General features: G+C 71.8%; 11 protein-coding genes. 1 reads left to right on the top strand and 10 read right to left on the bottom strand.

The window, feature by feature from the left end:
* Nucleotides 1-13: 13 nt before the first annotated feature.
* The 7 genes from ACGFW6_RS39955 to ACGFW6_RS39925 form a co-directional block, all read right to left on the bottom strand.
* On the bottom strand, nt 14-3,850 hold the full coding sequence (locus tag ACGFW6_RS39955; protein ID WP_393521372.1) for a lipopolysaccharide biosynthesis protein: 3,837 nt from the start codon (nt 3,848-3,850) through the stop codon (nt 14-16).
* Nucleotides 3,843-4,643 (bottom strand): polysaccharide deacetylase family protein, encoded by an 801-nt coding sequence (locus ACGFW6_RS39950; protein WP_393521370.1) that lies wholly within the window; start codon nt 4,641-4,643, stop codon nt 3,843-3,845. The genes ACGFW6_RS39955 and ACGFW6_RS39950 overlap by 8 nt, the downstream gene beginning before the upstream one ends.
* Complete coding sequence (locus ACGFW6_RS39945; protein ID WP_393521368.1) at nt 4,640-5,644, bottom strand: glycosyltransferase family 2 protein; 1,005 nt, start codon at nt 5,642-5,644, stop codon at nt 4,640-4,642. Before ACGFW6_RS39945 ends, ACGFW6_RS39950 begins: the two co-directional genes overlap by 4 nt.
* Nucleotides 5,641-6,504 (bottom strand): glycosyltransferase family 2 protein, encoded by an 864-nt coding sequence (locus tag ACGFW6_RS39940; protein ID WP_393521367.1) that lies wholly within the window; start codon nt 6,502-6,504, stop codon nt 5,641-5,643. Before ACGFW6_RS39940 ends, ACGFW6_RS39945 begins: the two co-directional genes overlap by 4 nt.
* 373 nt (nt 6,505-6,877) lie before the next feature.
* On the bottom strand, nt 6,878-7,975 hold the full coding sequence (locus tag ACGFW6_RS39935; protein ID WP_393521365.1) for a GNAT family N-acetyltransferase: 1,098 nt from the start codon (nt 7,973-7,975) through the stop codon (nt 6,878-6,880).
* Nucleotide 7,976: 1 nt separating this feature from the next.
* Nucleotides 7,977-8,414, bottom strand: coding sequence for a hypothetical protein (locus ACGFW6_RS39930; RefSeq protein ID WP_393521363.1), 438 nt, complete (start codon nt 8,412-8,414; stop codon nt 7,977-7,979).
* Between the two features lie 175 nt (nt 8,415-8,589).
* Nucleotides 8,590-9,798, bottom strand: coding sequence for a S8 family peptidase (locus ACGFW6_RS39925; RefSeq protein ID WP_393521361.1), 1,209 nt, complete (start codon nt 9,796-9,798; stop codon nt 8,590-8,592).
* A 311-nt stretch (nt 9,799-10,109) separates the two neighbouring features.
* On the opposite strand from ACGFW6_RS39925, the gene ACGFW6_RS39920 reads away from it, so the two are divergent.
* Nucleotides 10,110-10,919 (top strand): SGNH/GDSL hydrolase family protein, encoded by an 810-nt coding sequence (locus ACGFW6_RS39920; RefSeq protein ID WP_393521359.1) that lies wholly within the window; start codon nt 10,110-10,112, stop codon nt 10,917-10,919.
* Between the two features lie 22 nt (nt 10,920-10,941).
* Here ACGFW6_RS39920 and ACGFW6_RS39915 read toward each other — a convergent pair whose 3' ends face one another.
* The 3 genes from ACGFW6_RS39915 to ACGFW6_RS39905 form a co-directional block, all read right to left on the bottom strand.
* Complete coding sequence (locus ACGFW6_RS39915) at nt 10,942-12,558, bottom strand: protein kinase (RefSeq protein WP_393521357.1); 1,617 nt, start codon at nt 12,556-12,558, stop codon at nt 10,942-10,944.
* A gap of 63 nt (nt 12,559-12,621) precedes the next feature.
* Nucleotides 12,622-14,418, bottom strand: coding sequence for a nickel transporter (locus tag ACGFW6_RS39910; protein WP_393521355.1), 1,797 nt, complete (start codon nt 14,416-14,418; stop codon nt 12,622-12,624).
* Nucleotides 14,415-15,938 carry a tetratricopeptide repeat protein gene (locus tag ACGFW6_RS39905; protein WP_393521353.1) on the bottom strand — a complete coding sequence of 508 codons (1,524 nt, stop codon included), beginning with the start codon at nt 15,936-15,938 and terminating at the stop codon, nt 14,415-14,417. The genes ACGFW6_RS39910 and ACGFW6_RS39905 overlap by 4 nt, the downstream gene beginning before the upstream one ends.
* Between the last annotated feature and the right edge of the window lie 203 nt (nt 15,939-16,141).

Below are 16,141 nucleotides of genomic sequence, written 5' to 3'. Positions count from 1 at the left end.
CCTCGTACGGCCCTCACTTGATCGTCAGGAACCGCTGCACCAACGAGGCCAGCAGCACCGCCAGCAGCGGCAGCGAGAACCAGAAGCTGCTCTGGAGCCGGCGCAGCTGCCGCACACTCGGCGCCATCGCCACCCGGACGAGCTCGCGGGCCATCAGCAGCACGACAAGCGCCACCGCCGCGAGCCCGCCGACCACCGACCACGGCGTCCACGTCACCTGCGGCCCGATGGGCCCCGGATCGGCCTTCGGGACCGCCCCCGCCGGCTGCTTCCGCAACGCGTACATCGTCACGTCGTCGTTGGCGAAGACCCGCTTCAGCTCCGGGCGCCGGTCCAGGTTCCGCAGCAGCCGGGTCTCCCAGCTCGCCGAATAGCCCACGTCCATCCGGAGATAGGTGACCTGCCCCCGGTTGATCATCAGATACGAGTTCGGACCCGCGTCCTTCAACGCCTTCACCAGGCCCGACACCAGCACCGGGTCCACCGGCGCCTGCGTCGGCAGATAGGAGACCTTCTCCATGTCCCGCGAGCCCCACGGCATCGCCGGTGTCACGTCGTTGACCGGGTCGCTGCTCAGCCACAGCAGCCTCAGGCTCGGATCGTCATGGGCGTACACGTACTCCATCGCGGCGACCTCGCCGGGCTTGACCCGCTCGAACGGCTCGTTGCCCCAGCGGGCCACCAGGAAGCCGCCCATCAGCACCAGACCCGCCATCAGCGCGGCCAGCGGGGCGAGGCTCACCCGGTCCTTGTCGCGCTCCTTGGCGGTGACGCCGGTGCGCGGGAAGAACGCGAGACCCGCCAGCAGCGCCGCGCCGGGCAGGGCGAACATGAACACCCGCAGGGCCATCTCACCGCCGTACGACTGCATCCCGAAGCCCAGGAACGGCACGAAGGTGAGGACGAGCAGCGAACGCTCCCGGTAGTGGTGGAAGCGCCGGCGCCACCAGCCCCAGCAGGCGAACGCCATCACACCGCCGGCCAGCAGCACCCGGACGTACAGCACCAGCTTGTGGGCCGAACTGCCGCCCTCGATACGTCCGGACACCGACGACGACACGTTCGAGCCGACGCCGCCGACCCCGCCGAAGAGCTCGTCGAAGTGACCCGACCAGTACGGCTCGGCCAGGAAGCCGATCCACACCGTCACCATCACACCGAACAGGATGGGCAGGCCGCGCAGTTCGGACCTGCCGATCAGGACGAGCGCCGTCAGCACGCCCAGCATCACGAACGGCGTGAGCTGGTGGGCCGGGACGCTCGCCGCGAACAGCCCGGTCACCACCATCAGCAGCACGGCCTTCTGCCGCCGGTTCGTCGGTTCGACCTCCAGCTCGCCGGGCCGCCGCTTCGTCCAGATCACGCGCGGCGCGCGGAACCAGACCAGCAGGACCGCCGCGAAGACCAGGTACAGCAGATAGGTGAAGCCCTGCGGCGAGAAGTAGTCCTGGCCCACCCAGCCGCTGAGCACGAACACCCAGATGCCGGTCCACTTGGCCCGCCAGCTCGCCCGCATATGGCGCACCAGCAGGAACATCGGGACCAGGTACAGCAGCTGCATGGTCAGCGGCCACCAGCGGATGACCTCGGTCAGGTCGCTGATTCCGCAGGCCTTCGCGGTGAACGCGGCCACCGCGAAGAAGCCCGGCCAGCTCCAGCGCGCGTCCAGGTCGGGCACGGCCGAGCCGGTGCGGTCGATGTAGTCGAGGAAGCCCAGGTGCTGCCAGGCCGTCGCGAACCGCGGCTCGGTCTCGATGAGGGCGGGCAGCGCGTGCAGCGACACGACCGTCGCGAGCAGCGTCACCAGCAGCAGCGCCCGGTGCTCGCGCCCCAGCCACAGCAGCGACGCGAACGTCACCGCCAGCAGCGCCGCCCCGAGCAGTGTCGGCGGCGGCAGCACCGAGATCAGCCCGAGCCCGCCCATGCCGTCCAGGTCGCTCTCGCCGAGCCGCAACGCGGGCACCCAGTACAGCAGCAGCGCGGCGATCAGCAGACAGCCGAGGATCACCCCGAGCCGGGTCGGCAGCAGCCGCTCCCGCCCGCTCGGCACGGCCGCCTCGGGCAGCGGTGCGGGCTCTTCGTGCATGGGCGGCTCTTCCCGTACGGCAGCCTCCTGCCGAACGGCGGCCTCCTCCCGTACGACAGCCTCCTCACGCTCCTCCGGTACGGCCGCCGCGCCCTTGCCCGCGTCGAACTCGTTCTCGAACGGGGCGTCCACCTCGGCGGGCTCCGCCCGGCGCTGCCCGACCGGCGGACCGAACTCCGGTGTGCGGGCCCAGGCCGGGCGGTGCTCGGGCCGGATCCGCGGGGTGCCGGTGGGCGGCGTCCCCGGTCCCGGCCGGACGTCGGGCCGGCGGTCCAGGTGGTCGAAGTCGACGTGGATGCCGAGCGCGAGGGTGTCGGTGTCGAGCGCCCAGCCGGGCCCCCGCTTGCGCGCCCCCTCGGGAGTCTCGCGCGCCCCCAGGTCGGCGAGGTCGCCGTCGGGAGCGGCGTCCTCGGGAACCTCCGCCGAGGACGCCCGCACGGTCCGGTACAGCTTGGGCGCCGCGATCGCGACGATCACCGACAGGGAGGCGATCTCGGCGACACCGGCGCCGGTCAGCCCCATGCGCGGGAGCAGCAGCAGCGTCAGCCCCAGCACCAGGGCGCACAACAGGCCCTGGAGCCACGCCAGTCCGGCGGTGCGGCTCTGCGCGCGCAGGACGGCGAAGTACGTCTCCATGACGACCCGCAGCAGCGCGCCGGCCGCGAACCACCGCAGCAACGGGGTCGCGGCATCCGCGTATCCCGGGCCGAACACGCCCAGGATCCAGGGCGCCCCGAAGAACAGGACCGCGGAGACCGGCACCATGATCCGCGCCATGCGCCTGAGCGCGGCACGGGTGTTGGCGGCGAGCCGGGCCGGGTCGTGCGAGCCCTCGACGGTGAGGGAGGCGCCCATGTTGATGGCGAGCAGATTGACGGTGCCGCCTATGGTGGCCGTGATGTAGAAGTACGCGTTGTCCTCGGAGGAGACCTGCGAGGCCACGATCACGGGGATGAGGTAGACCACGGCCAGCGAGAACAGCGAGCCGGTGTAGTCGCCCGCCAGGAACCGCCCGATCTCCTTCAGCGCCGGTGGGCGGACGTGCTCCTCGGTCGCCGCCACATGGCGCGGCACCAGCCGCCGGAACACCAGCCAGCCCAGCGGCAGCACCGACACCGCGATGGCCGCGACCCACGAGACGAAGACGCCGGCGGTGGGGATCGCCACCGCGAAGGCCACCAGCAGACCCAGCTTCACCGCCGAGAACACGGTGTTGCCGACCGGCACCCACACCGCGCTGCGCAGCCCGGTCAGCACCCCGTCCTGGAGGGTGAGCAGGTTCCACGCGATGACGGCCACGACGAAGAACAGCCCGTTCAGCGGCCCGTTCAGGAACCGGTACGACGGCCCCCACAGGTCCAGCGTCAGCAGGAAGACGCCCGCGGCCAGCGCCACGATCACGCAACTGCCCGCGTACGTACGGAAGACCAGGCGGCCGCTCGCCCGTCCCGCGACCGGGATGAAGCGGGCCAGCGCGCCCGTCAGGGTCACCGCGGTGAGCCCCGCGAGGAACTTCATCGCGGCGATCGCGGCGGACCCCTGGCCGACCGCGGACTCGGAGTAGTAGCGGGCGGCGGCCAGCCAGAAACCGAGCCCCAGCACGGCGGAGACGCCGGTGTTGATCATCAGGGCGTAGGCGTTGCGGAACAGCTGGCTGCCGCCGGAGGACCTGCCCAGTCCGGGCAGGCGAAGGCGGCGCCCCGACTGCTCGGGCGCCGTCGCGTCGGTCGATGCGGGCTCGGTCGTGGTCGTCGTGTCAGACACGGGAACGAATGGCCTTCCGGCGGACCTGTCGGGCTCTGCGGAGAACTGCGTACCCCTTGGTGAGGGCGCGGTCCCTGGCGAAGGTGCGGGCGATCGCACGGCCCTCGACCATCCGCCGGAACTCCTCGATGCCGGTGGTGCGGCGCACGGTGAGACGGGTGAGCGCGTACGGCCCCTGACGGCGCCGCGCGAGCCCGTTGTTGACGGCGAGCGCCTGGGCGTACCCGGTCTCGCGCACCGCCTCGCGCACCCGGCGGCTGGAGTAGCCGTACGGATAGGCGAACGAGGCCGGGACGGTGCCGAGCACGTCCGAGATGATCTCCTTGCACAGGATCAGCTCGGAGCGCAGCCTGTCGTCCGGGAGCTGGTCGAGCTGCGGATGCGTGTGGCTGTGGCCGCCGATCTCGACGCCCGCCCCGGCCAGTTCGCGGACCTGGTCCCAGTCGAGCATGGTGTCCAGGCCGCCGCCCATGTCGTGCGGGCCCTTCAGCCAGCCCGTGGACACGAACACCGTCGCCGGGAAGCCGTGCTCGGCCAGTACGGGCAGCGCGTGCCGGTGCACGCCCTCGTAGCCGTCGTCGAAGGTGATCAGCACCGGCCGCTCGGGCAGCGGTTTGCCGGCGCGCCAGCGTTCCGCGAGGTCGGCCGTGCGCACGGGACTGAGGCCGAGGCCGCCGATCAGCGCCATCTGCTCCGCGAACGCCTCCGGCGCCACCGAGAGCTCACGGGTGGCGTCGTTCGGCGACGTGGAGACGGCGTGGTACATGAGAATGGGCACGCGCCCGTCGGTCATCTGCTTCCCCCCTCGGAGCGCGGTTCCCCCTCGATGCCCGCCACCGAGTACGTAACGCCCCCTCGGCGCACCCGGACACTGCCCACGACGTACCCACCGGCCGCCGTCAGCACCCCCGCGACGATCGCACCGGCCCGCCCCGCACCGCCCGGCCGGGCCAGCACCGCGTCCCGCAGCCCGCGCGCCACTCCGGCCGGCAGGACCCGGGTGGCGTACCGCCGCTCGGACTCGAGTCCCTTGTCGGCGCCCACGCTGCGGGCCACCAGCGCCTTCGAAAGGCCCTCGGCGTAGGTGCGGGTGCGGAAGTACCGGAAGTGCTCGCGCGGTCCGGGCACCCGGTGGTGGATCACCGCACGGTCGTCGATCAGCAGCACCGCGTCGGGCCTGGACCGGGTGAGCCGGATGCACAGCTCCGTCTCCTCGCAGCCCAGCGGCAGCCGGTCGCCGTCGCGTCCGATGCCGGTGGCGAAACCGCCCGCGAAGTCGAACGCGGTGCGCCGGAAGGACGCGTTGCCGCCGAGGACGTTGCGGACCTCGACCAGCCCCTGCGGCAGGCCCCGGTAGGTGCAGCCGACGACCCAGTCGAACTCCTCGGGGAACCATCGCGGCCGTCTTCCCGACGCCCAGATCGGCTCCGTGCGCCCGCCGACGGCCATCACCCGCGGATCGGCGTACCCCGCCGCGAAATGCCGCAGCCAGTCGCGCTCGGCGACGGCGTCGTCGTCGAGGAACGCGATGACCTCGCCGTAGGAGGCGGCGATGCCGGTGTTGCGGCCGGCGGACAGACCGCGGGGGCCCGCGTTGGCGAGCACCCGTACGTCGGTCGCTTCCTTGTACTCCTTGGTCAGCCGGTCCAGGAGCGCCTCGTTGTGGTCGACGACCAGCAGCGTCTCCAGGGCCGGATACGCCTGCGCCCGCACCGAGGAGACCGCCGCGAGAATGTCCTCCCAGCGGTCCTCGGTGTACACGCAGATCACGACGGAGATGTCGGGACCGCTCAAGACGCTTCTCCCCGAACCGAGTGGACCGGCTGGACCGGCTGGACCGACTGGACCGAGTCGAGCGTCGGGGAGTGCGCCGCGGCGGTGCGGCGGCGCAGGGCACGCCGGTTGGAGCGCTCCTTCAGGATCACCTTGAGCACCCTCAGCCCGTCCCGCACGGCCCGCAGATTGCTCGTGCCGTGGATGCGGAGGTACTCGTGGCTGGGTATCTCCTGCACCTTCAGGCCCGCCTTGACGACCCGGATGTTCATCAGGGTCTCCACCTCGAAGCCGGTGCAGTCGAGTTCGATCTTGTCCAGGCAGTGCCGCCAGAACGCGTTGTAGCCGTAGCAGAGATCGGTGTAGCGGGCGCCGAACTTGCGGTTGACGGCCGTGCACAGCGCCCAGTTGCCGAGCTTGCGGATCGGCGTCATGTCGTCGGTGCCGCCGCCGTTGGCGAAGCGCGACCCCTTGGCGAAGTCGGCGCCCGAGACCAGGGCGGAGACGTACGACAGGATCTCGTTGCCGTCGGCCGAGCCGTCCGCGTCGACCATCACGATGATGTCGCCGGTCGCCGCCTCGAACCCGGTGATCAGGGCATCCCCCTTGCCCTTGCCGCGCTGGCGCACGACCTTCACCTCGGGCCACAGCTCGCGCGCCACCTCGACGGTGTTGTCGGTGGAGTTGCCGTCCACCAGGACCACTTCGTGGATCCAGTCCGGAAGGGTCTTGAAGACGTACGGAAGATTCTCCGCCTCGTTCATGGCCGGGATCACCACGCTCACCGGCGGCGCGATGGCCAGGTGCATGGAAACGGGCCGGTACTTGCCCTCCGGTGACGGATCTTGATCCGCGACCGCCGGGCGCAGCACAGAACTCATGAGTCAGGTCCCTCTCGTCCGGTGGACCGCCCGCCCCTGGGCGGCCCGGCTATGTGTCCGGTTCGAAAGGGGGGTTCTTCTCACTCACGGCACGGAGGAACGGATCTCCGTACGCGTGTGGTGAGCTGGCATTTCTGGCCGGCCACCTGAAGAACGGCAGCCGGTCGCGCGGCACGACCCGGTCGCAAGTGCGGACACCTTCACCGAGCACCCCCCTACCACGCCCCACGCCGGGGCCGTCGCGGTTCTTGAGCCCTCCCCCAGAGCCGCTGACGACTGTCCGATGCGAGTGAGATATACGACGGTATTGACGATTGCGCCTGTATGGCAAGAGCTGGAACGAGCCCTCACGTTTTTGTTGGTTTGACCGGAGTTAACTACGTCCGGAGCGGATCTTCCCCATTCGCTTCAGGAGCCGGTCCGCCGGTTCGAAGAGCTCCGGCCGTGTCTGCACGGTGTTGCGCAGCGCCCGGACCGGAGCACGGCGTGCCCGGTGTCCGAACGCGACCGGGTGACGTCGGGTCACCCACCCCTCGGACACCGACAGCTCGCGTGTCTTCAGGGAGTCCTTGTACTCCTTCTGGCCCCGGCCGAGGTCGAGGTACCCGATGCCGTCGGCGGCGGCCGCCTCGGCCATCCGCAGATGCAGGACGAGTCCCGGCGAGTACTTCGAGAACGCCGGGTCGTAGGCCGGGAACCAGCAGGCCAGCACCCGTTCGGTGCGCAGCCCGAAGTGCGCGGCGATCGGCCTGCCGCCGGCGTACAGCACCGACAGGATCCCGGCGAACGGCTCCGAGCGGGTGTGGAACAGCTGCTCCACCAGCAGCGTGATCCACGCGTGCGCGAAGCGGTCGCTGCGCCCGGTCCTGCGGTACTGCGCCGACTTCCAGCCCATCAGCGTGCGCAGCGCGGCCGGGTCGCGCTCGTCGTGCACGTACCGCACGCCGTCGTGGTCCCGGCCGAGTTTGCGCTCCTTGGCGAGGGTCGTCCGCGTGAACTTCGGTGACCGCTCCCGGAGTTGGGTCAGATACGCCTCGTACCCCTGGTCGACGTCCATGACCGGGGACGGGAACGTGCCGGAGGCCTCCGCCTCGAACGCCGCCTGGCCCTGGACCAGGTGGTCGAACTCCCACACCGCGAGCCCGCACGCCCTCAGCAGCTCCCGGGCCTCCCAGGTGAACCCGGGCCGGTGCACCACGCCCTGGGCGTCCGAGACGCCGAGCCCGATGGCCCGGCCCACGCCGGACGCCGTCCGCTGGAACGGGAAGAACGCGGCCGGCTCACCGCCCTCCCGTACGACCGCGATCCGCACCCCGCGCCGGCAGCGGCCGACCGCGAGTGTGAACTCGGGGGAGAGGAAGGGGTTGGCGAGTTCGGGCGAGCCTTGGAGATGGGCCTTGGACTGCATCGATGTCCACGCCGCCCGGTCGGCGGAGCTGAGCTCCCCGGGGCGGTACACGCTGATGTCCACGTCAGTCAGTCCGCCTTCGTGTCGTACGGCCGTGCAGCCGCCGCAGCAGAACCAGCAGGAGAATCAGGGCGCTGATCGCGGTCACGGCCACGATGCCGCCGCGTACCGACCACCGGTGGACGGCGAGCATGCCCTGGGTCACCAGCATGTTGACGACGACCGCGCCCGCAACCGAGGCCACGGCCCGTCCGAACGGTTCCAGCCCGCGCAGCGCGGCGGCGATGGCCACGGCCGGTGCCGCGAGCAGGAAGAACAGCGTGAAGGGTCCGCGCAGCGGCGAGCCCGAGTCGACCAGCGCGAGGATCGCGCCGATCACCCCCACGGCCGTCGCGGCGCCCGCGAGCAGCGGCGTCAGATCCCTCCCCGGACCTGGTCGCGCACGCTCGGCGTCCTCGGCCGAGTCTGTCTTGATACGTGCCTTGATACGTAAGGTCTGCATTGGCGACTTTGCCCCCCGAAGCGCCGGATGCCGGGCTTCAATGTGGCTCAGTGCCGTATCGGTCGTCAAGATGCGAACGACCTCTTGACAGGTGTTCGAGTGGCACCCGCGCGTGAACGGCCCCCGCGGGAGTGGGGCCCGCGGGGACCGCTGGTTCAGGTGGTGCGGGAGTGCGTCACGGCACGAGCTTCAGCAGCCGGTTCGGGGAGCCGCTGCCGGGGCTGGTGACCACGTTGGCGGTGGCGCCGCCCGTGAGGGCGGAGGCCACCGCGGCCGGGGTGGCCGAGGTGTGGCCGGCCAGGTAGACCGCGGCCGCGCCGGCCACGTGCGGGGTGGCCATCGACGTGCCGGAGAGCGTGGCGGTGGCGGTGTCGCTGGTGTTGTACCCCGCGGTGATCGACGAGCCCGGGGCGAAGATGTCCAGCACGGAGCCGTAGTTGGAGTAGCTCGCCCGGGCGTCGGAGCTGGTGGTGGCGCCGACCGTGATCGCGGTGGCGACGCGGGCCGGGGAGTACGAGGAGGCGTTGGCGCTGCTGTTGCCGGCCGCGACCGCGTAGGTCACCCCGCTCGCGATGGAGTTCGCGACCGCGGTGTCCAGCGAGGTGGAGGCGGAGCCGCCGAGCGACATGTTGGCGACCGAGGGGCCGGAGTGGTTCGCGGTCACCCAGTCGATGCCGGCGATCACGCCCGCCGTGGTGCCGGAACCGCTGTTGTCCAGCACCCGGACCGCGACGATGTTCGCCTTCTTGGCGACGCCGTAGGTGGTGCCCGCGACGGTGGTGGCCACATGGGTGCCGTGGCCGTTGCCGTCGGAGGCGGTGGTGTCGCCGTCGACCGCGTCATATCCGTAGGAGGCACGGCCGCTGATCTGGGTGTGGGTGATGCGCACACCGGTGTCGATGACGTACACGGTCACGCCGCTGCCCGCGCTGTCCGGGTAGGTGTAGGTGCCCGAGAGCGGCAGCGCGGCCTGGTCGGTGCGGTCCAGGCCCCAGGGGGCGCTGGTCTGTGTGGTGTCGGCCAGCCGGACGCGCTGGTTCTGCTCGACGGAGGCGACGGCCGGGTCGGCGGCGAGCCGTCTGGCCTCGGTCGCGGAGAGGGTGGCGGTGTATCCGTTCAGCGCGGTGCCGAACGTCTTGTCCACCGAGCCGCCGTACTCCTTGATCAGGCTCTTGCCCGCGCCGGAGGTGGCCTTGAGGCCCGCGCTCTTCTTCAGCGTGACGATGTAGCTGTCCTTGACGGCCGTGGGGGAGCCGGCGGCCAGGACCTTGCCCTCGGCCGGGGCGGCCTGGGCGGGCAGAGCGGTGAGCGAGCCGACGAGGGCGGCGGTCGCCAGGCCGGTTATCGCGGCGAACCGGAAGTTCTTGCTACGCAGTTGTGCCATTGCGAGGGAGTCCTCCTCCAGGCGGTGCGCATGTGGTGGGCGCACATGTGGGGGGTGCGTGCGGGGCGCACGCACAGCGCGGAACGTCGCGTTCCCGTTCCGGGCCGAGGTAAAGGATCTGCGGTCCCCATGTGACGGACAAGAGAGTTGACGACCTGTCAACAGTTTTGTCATGAGCACGAAATCAAACGCACTGGGTACTCATAGGGAGAGCGGCGCGATGCCCGGAAAAGTCTTGGCATGGACACTTCCCGTCAACACGCGTAGTTGGTACGACGGTTATGGCAGAGATCCTGCTATAGGGAGGTTCCATGAGACGTTCCCGACTTTCCGTATACGTCGCCTCACTCCTCCTCGCCGTCGGCACCGCCCTCACCGGGGCAGCCACCGCGCAGGCCGCAGACACCGCCGCGATCGGCGGGTACGTGGCGCTCGGCGACTCCTACTCCTCGGGCCTCGGCTCGGGCAGCTACATCGGCTCCAGCGGCGACTGCAAGCGCAGCACGAAGGCGTACCCCTACCTGTGGGCCGCCGCGAACTCACCCTCGTCCTTCGACTTCACGGCTTGCTCGGGCGCTCAAACGGGTGATGTGACCGCCAGTCAGCTCGGCCCCCTCACCTCCGCCACCGCACTGGTGTCCGTCTCCATCGGCGGCAACGACGCCGGTTTCGCGGACATCATGACGACCTGTGTGCTCCAGTCCGACAGCGCATGCGTCGCACGCATCAACACCGCCAAGGCGTTCGTCGACTCCACGCTGCCCGGCCGGCTCGACACCGTGTACTCGGCCATCCGGGCCAAGGCCCCGTCCGCCCATGTGGTCGTGCTCGGCTACCCGCGCTTCTACAAGCTGGGCGCGTCCGGGTGCATCGGCCTGTCCGAGACCAAGCGCAAGGCGCTCAACGAGGCCGCCGACTACATCGACGCGGCCACCGAGAAGCGCGCCCTGGACCACGGGTTCACCTTCGGTGACGTACGGACCACCTTCACCGGGCACGAACTCTGCTCCGGCAGCCCGTGGATGCACGCCGTCAACTGGCTCAACATCCCCGAGTCGTACCACCCGACGGCCGCGGGCCAGTCGGGTGGCTACCTGCCGGTCCTGAACAGCGCGGCCTGAGAACCCCGCCGAGCCGCCTCCCTCACGACTCCGGCGACTCGGTAGGCGTCTGCGAGACCCCGCCCGTCGGGGTCTCCGTCGCGCAGGTCACCGAGAACGGCACCGAGTTGGACTTCGTCTTCACCGGGTCGCGGACCTCGACGCTGATCCGGTTCTCGAAGGTCCCGCTGTCGTCGTACGTCGTCACGAACGCCCGGTCCTGCTTCGTGCGGCCGCCGCCCTCCGGGAACGACAGGGTCTTCCAGCCCTGGTCCATCACCTTGCCGTCCTCGGACACCCAGCGGTAGGTGACCTCCGCGGGCAGCCGGCCCACCGTGAACGAGGCCGTGAAGGCGGGCGCCGCACCGTTGGGCGGCGGACACGCCCCCGCGTACTCCAGGTTCGAGCCCGTCAGCGCCACCTGCACGGTCTGCGGTGCCGGAGCGCTGGTACGGCTCTCGCTCGGACTCGGCTCCGCGCTGTCGTCCCCGCCGGAGCCGCCCTCGTCCTCGGTCTCCTTCTGCGAGGTCCCGCCGCCCACCTGGCTCGTGGTGCCGTCGTTCCCCTCGTTCCCGCCGCCTCCACCCCCGCGGTTGAGCAGGGCGTACGTCAGCCCCGCCACGGCCAGCGCGAGAACGGCGATGCCCGCGATCAGGGTGAGCGCGGCACGGCGGTCGCGGTTCCGGACCGGGGCCGTCGCCGGACCGGGCGTCACGGGCCGGGTCGGCCCGGGCGCGGGGACCGGTGCCGTCGGGCCGGTCTGCGACGGTGCCGGGAACGCCGCGACGGTCGGGGAGTACGGGGTCGCGCGCACGGTGTCCGCGCGTGGCGTGCCTCCCGCGCCGACGATCCGCAGATCCTGCTCCGCCTGCTCGGCCGGCAGCCGCTCGGCCGGGTCCTTGCGCAGCAGTCCCTCGATGACGGGGGCCAGCGGACCGGCCCGGTGCGGCGTGGGCAGGTCGTCGTCGACGATCGCGCGCAGGGTGCTCAGGGGGGTGTTCTGCCGGAACGGGGAGTTGCCCTCCACCGCCGCGTACAGCAGCACCCCGAGGGACCACAGGTCCGACTCCGGGCCCGGTGTGCGGCCCAGCGCCCGCTCCGGGGCGAGGAACTCGGGGGAGCCGATCACCTCGCCCGTCATGGTGAGCGCGGAGCTGCCCTCGACCATCGCGATACCGAAGTCGGTCAGCACGACCCGGCCGTCGTTCGACAGCAGGACGTTGGCCGGTTTCACATCCCGGTGCAGCACCCCGGCGTCGTGCGCGGCCCGCAGCGCCGACAGCACCTCGGCACCGATGTGCCCGGCGCGCTGCGGACTCAACGGGCCCTCGGCGTCCAGCAGCTCGGCCAGCGAGATGCCGCGGACCAGCTCCATCACGATCCAGGGCCGGCCGTCCTGCGTGGCCACGTCGTACACCGTGACGACATTGCGGTTGGCGACCCGGGCCGCCGCCCACGCCTCGCGCTCCAGCCGGGCGTACATCCGCTCGACCTCGGACGTCGCCAGCCCGGCGGGCGCGCGCACCTCCTTGACGGCCACTTCGCGGTGCAGCACCTCGTCGCGGGCCCGCCACACGGTGCCCATGCCGCCCTCGCCGAGCGGGGACAGGAGGCGGTAGCGGCCCGCGATCACCCGTTCACTGCCGTGTTCTTCGGACACGGGCGTCCCCCATTCGCCTCCGTGCGAAATCTCCACTCCGTGCGATTTCTTCCCAAAAGTAGCTCAGCCGAGTACGGATGCCGCCCCCTTGAACACCAATCCGGCCCCGAGCAGCACGACCAGGAGCGCGGACGCCAGCGGGGCCGTCCTGCGCAGGAACGTCGTGACCGGATGCGCGGTCCAGCGGGGGCGCCTGTCCAGTACCCGGGTGACACCGGTACCCAGCTTGACGACGGCGAACCCGGCCGTGGTGAGCGTCAGGGCGAGCCCGACGCCGTACGCCACGACGAGCAGCAGCCCGAACCACGCCTTGCCGAGCGCCGCCGCGCCGACCAGCACGACGACGGCGGAGGGACTGGGAACCAGCCCACCGGCGAAGCCGAGGAGGATCGTGCCGCGGAGGGTCGGGGCGGTGGAGTGGGTGTGGGTGAAGCCGCCGTGGGTGTGGGTGAGCAGGCCGTGCTTGCGGGTTGCGGTGGGGGTGGGGGTGGGGGTGGGTGTGTGGGGGTGCGGATGGGGGTGTGCGTGGCCGCGTTCGTGGCTGTGGTGCTTCACGGGTGCGGGGGAGGGTGAAGGGGAGTGGGAGTGGGCCTGTGGGGAGGGGGAGGCATCGGCCGGGGCGTGGGTGTGCGCGGCGACCAGGACCGGTTCGCGTTCGCGGTCGGCGGTGTGGTCGGCCTCGTGGGGATGCTCGTGGTCGTCGTGTGAGTGATCGTGATCGTGATCGTGATCGTGACCGTGACCGTGATCGCGGGAGTGGTCGTGGTCGTGGTCGTGGTCGTGGGGATGCTCGTGATCGTGTGCGTGCCCGTGCCCGTAGCCGTGCTTGCGGATGTGCCAGGCGCGGCGTACGAGGGTCGCGCCGGCCGCGAGCACCAGGGCGCCGCTCGCCATGCCCAGCCAGGTGATCACCGAGGGCGCGGCGGCCGAACCGGCCGTGATCAGCAGGCCCAGGGCGACGACGCCCAGCGTGTGGGTGACCGTCACCGAGGCGGCCAGCGGCATGACGTCCTTGAGCCGTGCCCGGCCGCCGCGTGCCGTCGCGACCGCGGCCATGAGGGTCTTGCCGTGACCGGGCGCGAGCGCGTGCATCGCGCCCAGGAAGACCGCGATGACCAAGGCGAGCGCGGCGAAGCCGAAGGTGAGGTCGTGCCGGGAGACCAGGTCGTCCAGGGCGCGCGTCCAGCGGTCGGCGCCGCGGGGCAGGACCGAGGCGGCGGGGGCGTCCTGCTCGGCCTCGGCGAGGGCGGGGCCGCCGGGGCGCACGCGCAGCGCGGCGGTCGCGGTGTCGGCCGGCGAGGACAGCAACTCCGCCGGGTAGGTGGTCAGTTCGTCGGAGACCGACTCCTTCGGCACGTCCGACGCGGTGAGCGTCATCCGGTCACCGCGTGCCGTGATCTCCCGCCAGCCGGGACCGGATTCGGCGCCCGCGCCGCGGAAACCGAGGGCGACGGTGGCGTTCTCGGAGAGCGGGGCCGAGAGCCGGCACTCCACCCGGAGCGTGTCCAGGCCCGCCCGTCCGGGCCGCACGCGCGCGTGGCTGCTCGTCAGCGTCAGCTCGACGGTACGGCCGTCGACGGTGACCTCGCTGTCCCGCGCGGCGCTCTCGCAGCGCTGCCGGGCCCACGCCGTCATGCCCGCCTTCTCGATGTCGGGCTTCGCCTGTGTCGCCGGGATCTCGGCCAGGTCCTCGACGTGCCGGACGCGCAGTTCGCCGGGGGCGACGACCAGGCCGTCGTAGCGGTTGACGGTGAAGTTGCCGAGGGGGTGCGCGCTCGCGGGAGGGGAGGCGGACATCGCGAGCGCGCAGGCCGCCGTCAGGACGGCGGCGCCGGAGGCGAACAGACGACGGGGAGTCACTTGGCCGCCTCCAGGTCCTTGAGTGCCGTACGGGCCGTCCGGGCACCCAGCGGGGAGAACCCGGGGTTCAGCTTCAGCGCGGCCGCCAGGTGCGTGCGGGCGTCCTCGGCGTGGCCCGTGGCCTGTTCGATGACGCCTCGGTGGTAGAGGAACGCGGCGTTGCGGTAGCCGGTCGCCGTGGCCTCGCGGGCGTACGGCAGGGCTTCCTCGTCCTTGCCGTTGACGTGCAGCGCCCAGGCGAGGGCGTCCGCGGTGTGCACGGTCCGCCGGCGGTCCCACTCGGCCCGGGCGGCACGCAGGGCGGACTTCCTGTCGCCGTGGTCGGCCGCCGCGAGGGCCGTGTCGAGGTCGGCGTTGACGCCGTTGGCGCGGGCGAGAGCCGTCCAGGCGTCGACGAGGGCGTACTGGTCGTCCGCCTTCACCTTGTCGCCGGCCGACTCGTAGAGCTCACCGAGTTCCACGAGCGGGCCCGGGAGGGGGTAGCGGGCGACGACGTCCTCCAGGCTCGCGAGTGCCGCGGCCCTGTCGCCGTTCGCGGCCTGTGCGCGGGCGCGGCCCTCCAGGGCGGGGAGGTAGTTCTCGTCGGCGGCGAGCGCCCGGGCGTAGTGCGTGAGCGCGGTGTCGTAGTCGCCCTGGTTCCAGGCGAGTTGGCCGAGCTGGGTGGCGACGTAGGCGAGGTCGCCGGGGGAGACGGCGGAGGAGAGCGCCTGACGCAGGACGCGCTCGGCCGTCCGCACGTCGCCGCGCAGTTCGTGCACGTACGCGTACCGCGTGAAGACCGGGATGCCCGGTCGGCGGTCGTCCGCCGTGTCGGCGGCCTCGGCGGCGTCGGTGTAGCGACCGAGTTCGACGAGGGCGTCGACGCGGGTGCACAGGGCCCGTTCGCTGTACGGGTTCACCTTCAGGGCCTGGTCCGCGTACTTCAGGGCGTCCTCGAAGTCGTGCCGGGCGGCGGCGAGGGCGGCCCGGCCGGCCAGGGCCTGGTCATTGTCGCGGGACAGGGCGAGTGAGCGCTTGAACGCCTGGTCGGCCTGCGGGTAGCGGGAGGGGTCGCCCTTGGTGCGGGCCTGTTCCACATAGGCGAGGCCGAGGGTCGACCAGCTGCCGTAGTCCTTCGGCTGGTCGCGGAGATGGGCCTGCAGGGAGGCGATGCCGGTGTCCAGGTCACCGGTGGTGAGCAGACCGGGGGAGACGGCGGCGGAGGCCGGGGCGACGTGCTGGCCCGTGTTGTCCCGGGCGGCGCCGAGGGCGATGGAACCGGCGGTGAGCGCCACGGCCAGCAGCGCCGCGCAGCCGGCGAGGTGCAGCGCCCGGTGACGCCGTGCGGCCGCGGCGAAACGCCGCAGTGCGGCGACACGGGTCTCGCCCCCGCCGCCGCCCTTGCCCTTCCCGTCCTCGGGGGCTGCCGCCCCCGAACCCCCGCTTCGGCCCTGAACGGGCCTCGTCCTCAGACGCCGGACGGGCTGGATCCTGCCGTTCTCCTCGTTCTCCGGCGCGCTGTCGTTCGTACGCGGGGCCATGCCCTCTCCTCAATCGGCTTTCCAGCAACGTTCGCTGTCGTGTGCGGGGGCGCGGCCCCCCCCGGGGGGGCTTATTACTTAGCGGGCCGCGCCGGGCAACAGGGGCGTAGTGCAACCCCTTGAGGGGCGCGGGGAACCCCGCGAACAGCCACAACCGGCCCGCACACCGCCCCCGGCCGGTCCCCGCCCCCCCGCCGAGCCTC

It is taken from the genome of Streptomyces sp. Y7 (assembly GCF_043195415.1).
In the GTDB taxonomy this organism is placed as follows: domain Bacteria; phylum Actinomycetota; class Actinomycetes; order Streptomycetales; family Streptomycetaceae; genus Streptomyces.
The sequence above is the reverse complement of the archived record's forward strand: the minus strand, read 5'-3'. Positions and strand labels throughout refer to the sequence as shown.